Consider the following 13,548-nt stretch of genomic DNA (forward strand, 5'->3'; position numbering starts at 1 on the left):
TTTGTACATAGAAATATACCCGTCGTAGATCAAAATTCGGCGCCTGGGTGTCCGCCAAAGGACGCCGTGAATACGTCCATGTAGGCTCTATGCCAGCTCCATGCTGGCAAAGCCTTTGTCGGACACCCAGGCGCCTCCTCTAGCACTGCCGAAATTTGAAGTGCGAAAGGTATAATCGACGTCCTGGCCGTCGGGCGCATTCGGCGCGTCGTGCGCGAAACCGCCTTTGAACAGATGCGTCCAGCCGGTTTCTAGGTTCAGGCTGCTGTTGACGTCCCAACGTGTCGACAGCTCGATCTGGTGGCCCAGATAGTCGCCCGATGCGCCGCTCGTATCGCGCAAGTCTGCTGCCGTCCAGGAGTCGCGGCTTTCGGCGAGCCAGAAAAAACGATGGCTGAAAAAAGCTTGAAGGTCGTCGCGCGGCGAAATAATGAGTCGGTAGCCTGGCGAATTCAGATTGCCGCGCGCGACGGCACCGTAGATGCCGGTCGGGCTATATTCAAAGCGCCGCGCGCCGAACAAGGTATCGAAACGCTCGCTTTTGTTGTCGTTCGGATCGCTGTCGCCGCTCGCGTAATCGTAGTGCAGGGCGAGACGCGGCGACCATGGCATGTCGACGGTATAGCCGACCGAAACGTGCTGAAACCAGGCGGTATGATCCAAATCGCGTTCGTCGCCGGCTTCCTTCGTCGCGCGGACCGTGCCGAATTGTCCGGCGGTTTCGAGTTGAAAACCGAACTCGCCTCTAGCTTCCTTGCGGTACCAGCGCATGCCTGGGGTTAACAAGCGCCGGTTGAGTGTTGCATTATCGTTTTGATCGCCTTCGCTCAGATGATACAGATAGAGTTCGGCATTAGTTTTCCAGCCTATGTCGTAAATTTCCAGAAAACCGCCTGAAAACCAGGTCTTGTACAATTCCTTATCCCACTTGTGCTTGCCGTCCAGCAGTTCCTGACGGTCGTTCGGATAGCGGCCGACCGGCATCGTTGCGAAACCGTTGAATTGCCATTTGCCGTTATCCTGGAAACGCAGCCGCGCACCGGTGAAGGCATTGATCGTGTTGCGGAAGACATTGCGTGCGACCAGACGGCGGCTGCCAAAATTGAGCGTCTGCCGGCCGAGAATCACTTCGGCGCCGATGCCGCTGTCGAGAAAATTCCGTTGCGCGAAGGCCAGATAGGCCTGCAGAAAATCGGCTTCGTTGGCATGGGTGTTGTTGATCGGCGATCCCGAATCGCTGCCGAATTGCCGCGAATCGAGAAATTCGACGCCGAAACGAAACGCGTCGAAGCTCGCTTCCAGGCTCAGGCATGTTTCCAGCGGAATCTGTTGATCGCCTCCTTGTGCATGGGCTCTGAATTGCCCATCGAGGAGTTCATAGCGCGTGCGTTGTTCGAGCGAGATCGAAAGCCAGTCGGGCAGTGTTAACGCATCATGTAAGTTCCAGAGCGGTTTTTCATAACGCGGGTGATCCGCCAAACGGTCGTTCATTTGACTCGAAAAGCAAGCAAGCGGCGGTGCGGCCGCTCTCTTGGCGGTGGCGTCGGCTAGCGCAATCGGACTCGAAATCAAGCCGGCGACCGCCAACGTAATGCCGGGTATTGCCGTATCTGTCGAATATTCCGATACTAATTGGGAAAGTGGTTTTTTGAACATCGCGTTAATTTTTACCGTCGGGTTGAAATTGTCGCATTTAACGAATCGTGTGGTCAAAAATGATATAACGCTAGTCATTAAGCGAATTCCATGCCAATCAATGAAAAATGGGGCTGTGTCTTCTTATTCAGGAAGGCGATCCGCTAAATCGCATAACGCTTTGATTTCTTGGCTCGATGCGTCGTTGATCCGTTGTTCAAGCGCGGTATAGCGTTCCAAAAGATTTTCTCCCAGCGGCGTCAAAAAGGTTCCGCCGCCTTCTTTACCGCCGCTCGCGGTGCTGACGACCGGTCGACCAAATCCTTGATTGAGACTGTCGATCAAAAGCCAGGCGCGTTTATAGGGCATTTTGAGAGTGCGAGCCGCCGCGGCTATCGAACCGGTTTGGGCGATCGCCCTAAGCAAATCGATTTTTCCGGGGCCGATGGCAATTCCCTTGCCTGTTCCGATATGGATACGCGGGCGGACTAAATGATGAGAATTGGATTCGTCGGATGCCATGCGCGCAAGCCTAGCAAAAACGGTCGTCACAGTCACGCGTAGGACTCAATCTTCGTTGGCGTTTTTGGATAAGATTGAATTGCCGTTTGCTGTTGTGTTTCCGATAAATGGGGTAATTTTGTCAATTAGTCGACAAATGTAAAATTTGCAATTTTAAGCTCTATATACCCATCGTAGATCAAAATTCGGCACCGGGATGCACGTCAAAGGACGCCGTGAATACGTCCCTGTAGGCTCTATGCCAGCTCCATGCTGGCAAAGCCTTAGCGAGCGCCATGGATGGCGTGAATGTCGATTTTGCAGGAGCGAAAATCGACCGGACACCCGGCGCCTCCTCAGGCACTGCCGAAATTTGAAGTGCGAAAGGTATAGCAAGATGCTTCAGCTTGCCGAGGCCAATTGTCCTAGCAGGTGCCAGTCGTAGTCGCAAAAATTAAAATAGGCTGTTACCCAAGCTCCAGCTTGGGTAATCTGTTCAGGAAGCTGGAACTTGGGAAAGAGCGTGATGCGGCTTGGCCGTTTTTAGCTTGACGCGCATGGCTTGCGAACCCCGTCCTGCTAGGAATATGCTGATCTTTGAGCTTTATCTGAAGAAACTTGCTAATCAGGATCAATGATGCACAGCGAAACTATTTGCGATCACGTAAAAGCCGCGTGCGGTGAGGCGTAGCAACAAAAGTGTCGGCAGATGGATAGAGCAGGCTTCGCTGAGAGGAACCGGTCTACTCGACGGACTTAGGAGCAGCCAGCAAGGCTGTGCGAATCTCGGAAGGTGAAAGTCCCTCTACCGGTCTAGTGTGCATATCGTAGTCGTGTATCTGTGTTGTCATCGTTTTCTCCCTATTGAGGTTCGTCCAATACTCTGTTTGGCGCTTGATGCAAGATAATCGCCGGAAGGAATGCAAATGAGATCCTTGATCGGGCGGTTATAGAGATAAACCCAGGCGTTCAGGGTTTTACCTTTGCCGAGCATGACTGGTTCGATGGACCTCGCATATTCGTGGGGTCGAGGGTCGCGGATGGAGCACTGTTCGTAGCGGTCGAGTGTGGCTAGGATCATTTTTGGACGGCCGATTCGGTATATATCGCCCAGCACATGGTCACCGGCTTTGTTGGATTTTACGACGCCCGGATATTTCCCAAGATTAAATAATTTTCCCTGAAAATATCCGGTGCCAATCCAGTCGGCGCATTGACTTAGCCAACGCGACATGGGGTGTCCGTGATGTCTTCTTAAAGTTCCGTATACGAATAGATAGTTCGTTTGGCGTTTGGGGATAGGTTTCATTTTTTGCGGCTGTCATTCGAATGGTACATCCTGTCGACTGCGTCTTTAAACCAGCTAGGCAGAAATATTATGATGAATAATCCGATGATTGGAGCGATCGGTATGGGTCCGATTTCGAGCAGCGCCAAAAACGACATTAGCAAAGCATACTTCAAGCGTATGAAAAAATTCATGGCATTGTTTGTTAGTTTTGTTAATGCAAGTTAATCGTAAGGGGTTCCCTCGCCGGTAATCGCGAATTTCTATTTTTGAAAATGGTGAGTAGGGCAGTGATCGTTGCGCAAGCTAATAATCGGCCAATTCGATTGTTCCGCATAGGCTTTGAGTTTTTCGTCGGGGTCGACCGCAACCGGGTTTTGCACTCGATTCAACAGAGGCAAGTCGTTGTGCGAATCGCTATAAAACCAACTGTTTGCAAGCGTTTCTTCCGAGGATGTCAGCCAGTTTTCCAGTAAAGCGACCTTGCCGGCTTGAAAACAAGGCGTGCCGCTGAAATTGCCGGTATATCGGCCGTCGATGAACTCCGGGGTCGTCGCCAACAAGTGTTCGATACCGTAAAGCTTGACGATCGGCTCGGTGACGAAGCGATTGGTTGCGGTAATCACCATCAATGTATCGCCTTTGGCTTTGTGTTTGTCGATTAAAGCTTGAGCCGGTTTGAGCATTAACGGTTTGATGATTTCTTCGGTAAATTGTTCCCGCCATTCAAACAGTTGGCTAGGGGCATGCTCAGATAAGGGTTTTAGTGAAAAGTTAAGAAATTCCACGATATCCAGGCAGCCTTGTTTGTAATCGTCATAAAATTTGGCATTGGCTGCTTCATATTGGGCTTTGTCGACAATGCCTCGGTCGACTAAAAATTGCCCCCATAAATAATCGCTGTCATCGGCGATTAAGGTGTTATCTAAATCGAAGATCGCTAAACTCACTGCTGTAACCTATTGAAAAGTTTTAAAGGGCATCGCGCTATAGCCTTGTTGATTGTTTTGTGGAACAATAACGCAATATTTTAAATTCCTGGTTTACTGGGCCATTCTAACACTTAGAAATAATACGCTGTAGTTCTCGCATCCGATTATTTTGTCCTCAACCTATCAAGGGCGAAAATCGGGTCAGGTAGTAATTTGTGCGTTTTATCGTCTCAGTTTAGGAGTCTTGGTCATCAGGCTTATATTGACAGGTTTTAACATGATTGACTCAAAAGGATACCGGCCCAATGTCGGCATCATCCTTTGCAATGACGAGGGTCGCGTGTTTTGGGCTAAGCGTACGGGCGCCAATTCATGGCAGTTTCCGCAAGGAGGCATCAATGAAGGCGAGGACCCGGAACAGGCGATGTATCGGGAGTTGTGGGAGGAGACGGGGTTGCGTTCCGAACACGTTCAGTTATTGGGCAGAACTCGATATTGGTTACGCTATCAATTGCCGGAACGTTACATGCGCAAAAACTCGTGGCCGTTATGCATAGGGCAAAAACAAATTTGGTTTATTCTTCGTTTGCTGACACAAGATTCGGAAGTACGATTCGATTGCGGGGCCAAACCTGAATTCGACGGTTGGCGTTGGGTCGATTATTGGGAACCGCTCAAAGACGTCGTGTATTTCAAGCGAAAGGTGTATCGCAGAGCCATGTCCGAGTTAGGCGAGATTTTGTTGGCCGATTCTGTGCCGGTCAAGGCGGACGGTTTTTTAGCTAAGAAATGGCAGCAACAGAAAGTTCGGTAATTTAGTAAGTATCAGGCACAGCTTCCGGAAGAGGCCGTGAATATATCCCTATAGGCTTGGGCGCGGCGTCCGTTCCGCGCACACTTGTTCCAGCATTACCTGATACTGACGGATAAAACCGGGTAGTAACTTTTAAACAGTTTCTTAATATTCCGTGCAGTTCCGATCGATTTCTTGCAAGATGCCCGGCAGGCGGTGAACTTGGGTGGTGATCCGGCCGTCCGAATGTAACTCAATGGTTCGATAGCCCGGCATCAGCTCGTCTAACGTAAATCGCGAGCATAGCGGTTTGAATTGGAAGCAAGTCGATGGCGTACCCAATATTCTTAGCGAGCCCAAGTGAATATCCATTTCTTGATGAATATGCCCGGTCGTGAGGCCCCTTATTTGTGGATAACGGCCTGCAATCTCTAAAAACTCGTCGCTGTTTTTGATGATCATCGTGTCCATCCAGCTACTTCGGGTCGGTACGCAGTGGTGATGAACCGCAATCAACGTAAAAAGATTCGGTTTTTTTTCTAACGCGTCTTCAATAAACCTCAATTCGTTTTCACTAAGGCTTCCCTCGGCTTTTCCCGGTATCTGGCTATTCAGGCAAAGCACTTGCCAATGCTTGAATTCGATATGTTTCTTACAGCTGATGTTGTCTTGGTTTAGCCATTGCTGCATTAAAGCATAATCGTCGTGATTGCCCGGAAGGCATAGCGTATCGACCGATAATGCTTGTAGTCGACCAAAAATTCTTTGATAAGCTTCAGGACAGGGGTCCTGAGTTAAATCGCCGGTAACCAATACCAAATCATAATGAGTGTTCGTTTTCCGCGCATGTTGCAATACGGCCTCGAAATAAAATTCGGTGTCGACTCCTAGCATTTTTTCGCCGGGGCTCGGAAGAATGTGTAGGTCGGTTAATTGTAATAGCGATAACGCGCCTTGAGTGCTCATGGGTATTAATTCAGATGGATTTGCACAATATTTTAGAGTTACGCTGCGGATTGTAGACCGATTTTAGATGTTCAGGCAGCGTTTCGACTGCGGTTGGCGCGAATCCGCGCTCTAAGAACCAATGACTGGTTTGTGTCGTGAGTGCAAAAAGTTTCCGCATGCCTAGTTTTTTCGCTTTGTTTTGCAAGTCCTCCAGTAGTCTACCGGCTCTAGCCGCACCTCGGTAATCGGGATGTACGGCCAGACAGGCAATCATGCCGGCGTGTTCGTTTTCGATCGAGTGCAGTGCGGTGCAGCCGATAATCAGACCGTCCCGTTCGATAATAATATAGTCGCCGATCTCCATTTCCAATTTTTCCCGTGAGCGCTTAACGAGGATGCCTTGTTCTTCCAACGGTATGATGAGTTCCAGGATGCCGCCGATGTCGTTTAGTGTCGCTTGACGCAATTCTTCGTAAGGTGTTGAGCTAATTAATGTGCCCGTGCCGTCTCGGCTGAATAATTCCAGAAGCAGGCCGCCGTCTTGATGGCGATTGACAAGATGCACTCGTTCAACGCCGGATTGGCAGCCATGGAGCGCGGCCAGCAAAGGCAGGCTGATTGTTTGTTCTATATCCCGAAAGCGATCAAGAAATTGTTTGGTTTCGGCGGTCGTCATTTGCTGAATTTTGTCGCCGGTTTCAGGATGATTGATGCTTTGTTCGGTGAGTAATAACAGTTTTTCCGCTTTTAAGGCGATCGCAATTTCGGTGGCCACTTTTTCGGCCGATAAATTGAATGCCTCGCCGCTCGGAGAATAGCCGACCGGAGAGACTAATACAACGGAATTCATGTCCAATTGTTGGTGTATGGCTTGGCTATCGATTCTGCGGACTTCTCCGGTATGGCCGTAATCGATGCCGTCGATGACGCCGATCGGTTTGGCAATGACGAAATTACCCGAAACGACGCGAATTTTGGCGCCGGCCATAGGCGAGTTGGCCAGTCCCATCGATAAGAGAGCTTCGATTTCTACTCGGACGAGGCCTGCAGCTTCTTTTACGCATTGCAGAGCCAAATCGTCAGTGACTCGGAGGTTCTTATGAAAACGGGGGGAGATGTTTTGTTTGCGTAGGCAGGTATCGATTTGAGGGCGAATGCCATGTACCAGAACTAGCCGTATCCCCAGGCTGTTGAGCAGCGCGAAATCATGCACATGATGCGCAAAGCCGGGATCGAGTAGGGCTTCGCCACCGAAAGATACGACGAAGGTGCGGTTACGATGGGCATGTATATAAGGCGAGGAGTCTCTGAACCAGTTGACGAAAGCGCGGTTCAGAGACGGGGCCGGTAAATTCGAATTTGTCACAAAAAAGCTGACTCGGTCGGTTTTCCTCGATCAATCTAAATTGTCGGTTACGGCACCTTTTGAAGCCGAACTGGTCAATTTGGCAAATTTCGCCAATACGCCTCGTGTGTATTTTGGAGCCGGTTGTTGCCATTTTTCCATGCGACGGTTCATTTCGTGCTCGTTGATATGCAGCGTCAATACGTTGTTTTCCGCGTCTATCGTAATGGAATCGCCGTCCTGCACGATGGCTAGCGGGCCGCCGGTGAAGGCCTCAGGGGTAATATGTCCGACCACGAAGCCGTGCGTTCCGCCTGAAAAGCGGCCGTCGGTGATCAATGCGACGTCTTTGCCCAAGCCTTTGCCCATGACGGCTGAAGTAGGCGACAACATTTCGCGCATACCGGGGCCGCCTTTCGGTCCTTCGTAACGAATCACGATAACGTCGCCTTTGACGATGTTGCCGTTCAAAATGCTTTGCAATGCCTGCTCTTCGGCATCGAATACTTTTGCTTTGCCGGTAAACAATAAACCTTCCTTGCCGGTGATTTTTGCGACCGCGCCTTCCGGAGCCAGATTGCCGTATAAAACGACCAGGTGACTGTCTTTTTTAATCGGATTGTCGAAGGAATGGATCATGTCCTGACCTTCAGGATACGGTTGTACGTCGGCAAGGTTCTCGGCCAGCGTTTTGCCGGTGACAGTCAAGCAATCACCGTGCAGTAAACCGCGGTCCAATAGGGCTTTCATCAATGGCTGAATGCCGCCGATTTCAATCAGCTCGGCCATTTGATATTTTCCGCTCGGCTTCAGGTCTGCCAGCATTGGAACGTTTTTGCCGATGCGGGTGAAATCGTCGAGCGTGACATCGACACCGGTTGCATTGGCCATCGCAATCAAATGTAACACCGAATTGGTCGAGCCGCCGAGTGCGATAACGATCGTGATCGCATTTTCGAAGGCTTCTTTGGTCATGATGTCGCGCGGTTTGATGTCTTTAGCGAGCAATTCGAGCACGGCCGCGCCGGCGCGTTCGCAGTCCAGGCGTTTGTCTTCGGAAACTGCGGCTTGCGCCGAACTGTTCGGTAAGCTCATGCCCAGCGCTTCGATCGCCGAAGCCATCGTATTCGCTGTGTACATGCCCCCGCAGGAACCCGCGCCGGGTATCGCTTTTGCTTCGATTTGAGCGAGTTCTTCGTCATCGATTTTATTGTTCGCGCGAGCGCCGACCGCTTCGAAAACCGAGACGACATCGAGCTTTTTATCATTATGGCATCCCGGCAGAATCGTACCGCCGTAAACGAAGATAGCTGGGCGGTTCAGGCGCGATAATGCGATCATGCATCCGGGCATGTTTTTATCGCAGCCGCCGATCGCAACAACGCCGTCGAAGCCTTGGCAGCCGACTACGGTTTCAATCGAGTCGGCAATGACTTCACGGGAAACCAGCGAGTATTTCATGCCTTCGGTACCCATCGAAATACCGTCAGAAATCGTGATGGTATTGAAAATAACCGCTTTTCCGCCTGATTTATCGACGCCCCGTGCTGCATCGTCGGCGAGCCGATTAATATGCATGTTACAGGGAGTTACCATGCTCCAAGTTGAAGCGACGCCGATTTGCGGTTTTTTGAAGTCTTCATTTTTGAAGCCGACTGCATGCAACATTGCGCGGCTAGGCGCGCGCTCCATGCCGTCAACGACTTGTGATGAAAAGCGTCTTGTGGATTTATCACCTGAATTTGCCATCTGAATTCCTGATGTGTTCAATTGTTAATAGTGGATTGGGGTATCAAGCTGAAGCGGTTCCTTAGGAATGAGTAAAATAACTTAGGATTTCGCGATAACTTCCGGGAGTTATGAGCTTTGTCGAGGGTTCGGTTAGGAATATGCACAAATAACCTCTACAAGGAGTAGGCTTTACGGCGCCTCCCTACCGCGAACATCTATCAATCGAGCCGCCGGGCCCCTGCCAACAGATGTTGAAGTTATTTAATGCCTGTTTCTTAAAACGTATCCCAACTGCTGGTTCGTCTTCCCAAACTCAGTTTCGGTAATAAAAAACCGAGTAAAACACCGCCTAATGCGAGTATTCCGCCATAGAGAAACCAGTCTTGATGGGCGCTATCGCGTAAGGCTTGATTTTCGCGCTTAATTTGCTGTAACTCGCGTTCGGCTGAAACCACGCGCTCTTGAAATTGATCACGCTGGTTTTTAATGTCGATAGCACTTGACGAAATTTGTTTGATTTCGGCCAGTTCCATCATCAATTGGTTGCGCTCGGCCATTAATGTCTCGCTAGATTTAAAGGTCTCTTGCAATGAAGTTAACTCGGATTTTAGTCCTACATTTTCATTTTGTAGTTGGTCGATTTTTTTATTTGCTTGTTCAAGTAGATGACTGTTAGGCGGCGTGGTTTTTAAAAAACGGGTTAGAAAAAAACCTTCGACACCGTTACTTGTTTTGACGTAAGAATAGCCATTGCCGCGATCTTCGATCAGTGTCAATGGAGTGCCGGAGCGAAGCATTCGCAAAATTTTACTGCGTTCGTTTTCGGCGACTCTGAGTGTTAATTCCAAGTCGTCGGTAACATACACGGTTTTAGCTTGGGCAGTATTGATAACTATTGCAGAGAGAATTAAAGCGTATACTAATATTTTCACAAGTATCCTTGATGCAGACATGGTTGCATTATTGTATAGGAATAGGTCGAATTTTACTTGTCACTCATTAATAATTCCAGCAAAGCCTTTTGTGCGTGCAGGCGATTTTCCGCTTCGGGGAAGACGACGCTTTGAGGACCGTCGATGACTTCAGCGGCGACTTCCTCGTTTCGATGCGCGGGTAGGCAATGCATGAAAAGCGCGTCCTGGTTTGCCGCGTTCATGACTCGTTCGCTGACTTGATAATCCTTGAAAGCTATTTCGCGTTGTTTTTGCTCTTCTTCGTGGCCCATGCTGGCCCATACGTCGGTGACAATCAAGTCCGAAGCTTTTGCCGCTTCTTCTGGGCTATTAAAAAACTTGATGTGCGACTGTCCGGCTTCCACTATTGCCGGGTTCGGTTCATAGCCCTGCGGGCAGGCAATATGTAATTTAAAGTTCAATAACTTTGCAGCGTTTATATAGGAGTGACACATATTGTTGCCGTCTCCGATCCAAGTAACGGTTTTGCCTTCTATATCGCCGCGATATTCGAAATAAGTTTGCATATCGGCAAGTAACTGGCAAGGGTGCAGAAGATCTGTAAGGCCGTTGATGACCGGTACGCTGGAGTATTTTGCGATCGTGGTGACCGTTTCATGTTTGAACGTTCTCAACATGATGCCGTCGACCATGCTTGAGATGACTTTCGCGCTATCTTGCAAAGGTTCGCCACGGCCGAGTTGCGTGTCCCGCGGCGATAAAAATAAAGCCGAACCGCCCAAATGAATCATGCCGGTTTCAAATGAAATACGGGTTCGCGTCGATGATTTTTCAAAAATCATGGCAAGAACCTTACCCTTCAACGGCTGATAATTCGGATCACGATATTTCTTTAGCTCGATTGCCCGATCGATTAAGGTTCGAAATTCGGTCGAAGTTAGATCGTTTAGGCTAATAAAGTGTCTAGGGTTCATTGGCTTGATGTTTTTCCGTGAATTCTTGGATGACGGCGGTTAGTGTTTCCACCAGTCTTTCGATTTGTTGCTCGTCGATAATCAACGGCGGTAATAACCTTATGGTTTTTTCGTTAGTTACGTTGATCAATAGTCCTTTTGATAAGGCGTCGCTGACGAGCTCGCCGCAAGGTACCGATAATTCGACGCCGATCATTAAACCTTTGTGACGAATTTCTACGATCTTATTTTTGTCGACCAAGCGCTCATGTAGTTTGGACGCGATCATTCGTCCTTTGATCTCGGCTTGTTCGATCAAATGACCGTCATTTAATTCGTTTAATACGGCTAGGGCTGCACTACAAGCTAACGGATTGCCGCCGAAAGTTGAACCGTGAGTGCCCGGCGTCAAAATTTGCGCGGCTTTTCCTCTCGCTAAGCAGGCGCCGATTGGAACGCCATTAGCGAGCGCCTTGGCAAGTGAGCAAACATCGGGAAGTATGCCGTTATGCTGGTAAGCTAAAAACTTGCCGGTACGGCCAATGCCGGTCTGGATTTCATCCAGCATCATCAAAACATCGTGCCGGTCGCATAGTGAGCGGATGTTATTGAGATAATCCGGTGCGGGGATATTAACACCGCCTTCGCCTTGAATCGGCTCGATAAGAATGGCAGCAATATTGCTGTGCTGTTGTAAGGCGTTTTCAATCGCGGTAATGTCGTTATATGGTACTCGAATGAAGCCCTCAACCAGTGGCGCGAAACCTTGCTGGATCTTGGTATTACCGGTCGCGCTAAGTGTCGCCAAAGTTCTGCCGTGAAAGCTTTTTTCCATTACGATGATGGCAGGACGTTCAATGCCTTTTTGATGACCGAATCGGCGTGCTATTTTAATAGACGCTTCATTGGCTTCGGCACCCGAGTTACAGAAAAAGGCATTATCCATGCCGCTTAGGGTCATTAACCTATCGGCGAGTTGTTCTTGTAAATCGATTCGGTATAAATTGGATGTGTGAACCAATTTCGCGCTTTGCTCACAGATGGCTTTATGTATGGAAGGATGGGCATGGCCCAGATTGCATACCGCAATGCCGGAGATAGCGTCCAGATAACGATTGCCTTGTTGATCCCAAAGCCAAACGCCTTCGCCTCTATCCAAGGAAATGGTCAAGCGTCCGTAAGTTGGCATAATGTGGCCGGTCATTGATTACACCTTACCTAAAATGCAAAAAGGCGGCTAAAAGCCGCCTAGAAGAAAACCGATGATTATATGTTTGATAATCAGGCTAATCAAGAGTAATGCTATAAAAAGAAGCTTTTTTATCCGGTCTAATCTTGATAGTATTACTAGGTTTTTATCATTAACGGGTAATTTTTATGGATGTAATAAGCAGAATTAAAGATCAGATTGAAAACAATCCGGTAGTACTTTACATGAAAGGTACTCCCGATTTTCCACAGTGCGGGTTTTCCGGGCGCTCGGTGCAAGTATTGCGCGCCTGCAAGGCCGATTTCACGTTTGTCAATATTTTCGAGGACCCTGAGCTCAGAGAGGCATTGAAGGAATATTCCAATTGGCCGACTTACCCTCAGCTCTATATCAAAGGTCAATTAGTTGGCGGTTGCGATATCATTCTCGATTTATATAACACGGGTGAGTTAGTCAAGCTGTTGCAAGATGCTGAAGCCATTAGTGCTTAAGTTTTTTTACCGGCCATGGATGGTCGGTGCTTGTTTAGGCTTTTCGTAACGGTTAAGTTATTGGCCGCTTCCTCTAGCTTTCAGCTATGTCTGAGCCTGATTTTGTCATGGTGTCAGATTCTAACGATTCCAGTTGCTTCCAGCGATTAACGATTTTACAGAACAGCTTAGCCGTTTGTTCGGCATCGTATAACGCCGAATGTGCTTGGTCGCTGTCCCAATTTAATCCTGCTGCTGCGGCAATTTTTGCCAGTACTGTTTGTTGATAGGCTAGCCCCCCTAACGTTGCGGTATCAAAAGTGCTGAAAGGGTGAAATGGACTCCGTTTGATTTGGGTTCTTTGGATAGCGGCATTTAAAAAACCAATATCGAAAGCCGGGTTGTGGCCAACCAGTATCGCTCGGGTGCAGTCATTTCTTTTTACAGCCTTTTTGATTGGCTTGAATAGTTTGTCCAATGCATCTTTTTCTTGAATAGCCATACGAAAAGGGTGATAGGGGTCGATTTTGTTGAATTTTAGAGCAGACTCGTCTAATTCGGAGTTTTGAAAAGGAATGATATGACAGGCGTGACGCTCGGTAATTTCAAGGTTACCGTGACTATTTAATTCCACGATAACCGCCGCAATTTCCAGTAACGGATTCTTTTTGGGGTTGAAGCCCCCGGTTTCAATGTCGACAATTACAGGAAGGTAGCCTCGGAAGCGACTTCCTAGAGGGGTTATGGTTTTTTCCATCGATACATAAAAATTGAGAAAAATTTGAAAAAAGGAGTAGCGGCAAGTTTATTGCCAATGCTCGAAAGGGC

At 48.7% G+C, this 13,548-nt stretch carries 14 protein-coding genes; 2 read left to right on the forward strand and 12 right to left on the reverse strand.

Going from position 1 to position 13,548, the window contains the following annotated elements; all coding sequences use genetic code 11:
* Positions 1–87 precede the first annotated feature (87 nt).
* The 5 genes from EQU24_RS09395 to EQU24_RS09410 form a co-directional block, all read right to left on the reverse strand.
* Entirely contained in the window at positions 88–1,656 is a 1,569-nt protein-coding gene (locus EQU24_RS09395; protein ID WP_138767142.1) for an alginate export family protein, read from the reverse strand.
* A gap of 123 nt (positions 1,657–1,779) precedes the next feature.
* On the reverse strand, positions 1,780–2,157 hold the full coding sequence (locus tag EQU24_RS09400; protein ID WP_017839743.1) for a winged helix-turn-helix domain-containing protein: 378 nt from the start codon (positions 2,155–2,157) through the stop codon (positions 1,780–1,782).
* Positions 2,158–2,983: 826 nt separating this feature from the next.
* Positions 2,984–3,445, reverse strand: a complete 462-nt coding sequence (locus tag EQU24_RS09405) for a gamma-glutamylcyclotransferase family protein (protein ID WP_083877641.1) — start codon at positions 3,443–3,445, stop codon at positions 2,984–2,986.
* Complete coding sequence (locus tag EQU24_RS22730) at positions 3,442–3,618, reverse strand: hypothetical protein (RefSeq protein ID WP_209005080.1); 177 nt, start codon at positions 3,616–3,618, stop codon at positions 3,442–3,444. The genes EQU24_RS09405 and EQU24_RS22730 overlap by 4 nt, the downstream gene beginning before the upstream one ends.
* Before the next feature lie 69 nt (positions 3,619–3,687).
* Positions 3,688–4,374 carry a histidinol-phosphatase gene (locus EQU24_RS09410; RefSeq protein ID WP_017839740.1) on the reverse strand — a complete coding sequence of 229 codons (687 nt, stop codon included), beginning with the start codon at positions 4,372–4,374 and terminating at the stop codon, positions 3,688–3,690.
* A 259-nt stretch (positions 4,375–4,633) separates the two neighbouring features.
* Between EQU24_RS09410 and EQU24_RS09415 the strand changes: the two genes are divergently transcribed.
* Positions 4,634–5,170, forward strand: coding sequence for an RNA pyrophosphohydrolase (locus EQU24_RS09415; protein ID WP_017839739.1), 537 nt, complete (start codon positions 4,634–4,636; stop codon positions 5,168–5,170).
* A gap of 144 nt (positions 5,171–5,314) precedes the next feature.
* Here the strand turns inward: EQU24_RS09415 and cpdA are convergent, their stop codons facing one another.
* The 6 genes from cpdA to EQU24_RS09445 form a co-directional block, all read right to left on the reverse strand.
* The gene (cpdA, locus tag EQU24_RS09420; RefSeq protein WP_017839738.1) at positions 5,315–6,115 is read right to left on the reverse strand and encodes a 3',5'-cyclic-AMP phosphodiesterase; all 801 of its coding nucleotides are present in this window, start codon (positions 6,113–6,115) and stop codon (positions 5,315–5,317) included.
* Positions 6,116–6,125: 10 nt separating this feature from the next.
* Positions 6,126–7,463 (reverse strand): amino-acid N-acetyltransferase, encoded by a 1,338-nt coding sequence (gene argA, locus EQU24_RS09425; protein WP_017839737.1) that lies wholly within the window; start codon positions 7,461–7,463, stop codon positions 6,126–6,128.
* A gap of 30 nt (positions 7,464–7,493) precedes the next feature.
* Complete coding sequence (gene ilvD, locus EQU24_RS09430) at positions 7,494–9,191, reverse strand: dihydroxy-acid dehydratase (RefSeq protein ID WP_017839736.1); 1,698 nt, start codon at positions 9,189–9,191, stop codon at positions 7,494–7,496.
* 257 nt (positions 9,192–9,448) lie between these two features.
* Entirely contained in the window at positions 9,449–10,105 is a 657-nt protein-coding gene (locus EQU24_RS09435) for a TIGR04211 family SH3 domain-containing protein (protein ID WP_026130061.1), read from the reverse strand.
* Between the two features lie 53 nt (positions 10,106–10,158).
* On the reverse strand, positions 10,159–11,061 hold the full coding sequence (argF, locus tag EQU24_RS09440; RefSeq protein ID WP_017839734.1) for an ornithine carbamoyltransferase: 903 nt from the start codon (positions 11,059–11,061) through the stop codon (positions 10,159–10,161).
* Complete coding sequence (locus tag EQU24_RS09445) at positions 11,051–12,244, reverse strand: acetylornithine transaminase (RefSeq protein WP_017839733.1); 1,194 nt, start codon at positions 12,242–12,244, stop codon at positions 11,051–11,053. The genes argF and EQU24_RS09445 overlap by 11 nt, the downstream gene beginning before the upstream one ends.
* A gap of 173 nt (positions 12,245–12,417) precedes the next feature.
* Between EQU24_RS09445 and grxD the strand changes: the two genes are divergently transcribed.
* Entirely contained in the window at positions 12,418–12,741 is a 324-nt protein-coding gene (grxD, locus tag EQU24_RS09450; RefSeq protein WP_017839732.1) for a Grx4 family monothiol glutaredoxin, read from the forward strand.
* A gap of 73 nt (positions 12,742–12,814) precedes the next feature.
* Here the strand turns inward: grxD and rnt are convergent, their stop codons facing one another.
* The gene (rnt, locus tag EQU24_RS09455; RefSeq protein WP_017839731.1) at positions 12,815–13,477 is read right to left on the reverse strand and encodes a ribonuclease T; all 663 of its coding nucleotides are present in this window, start codon (positions 13,475–13,477) and stop codon (positions 12,815–12,817) included.
* Positions 13,478–13,548: the final 71 nt, after the last annotated feature.

This window comes from Methylotuvimicrobium buryatense (genome assembly GCF_005931095.1).
Taxonomy (GTDB): domain Bacteria; phylum Pseudomonadota; class Gammaproteobacteria; order Methylococcales; family Methylomonadaceae; genus Methylotuvimicrobium; species Methylotuvimicrobium buryatense.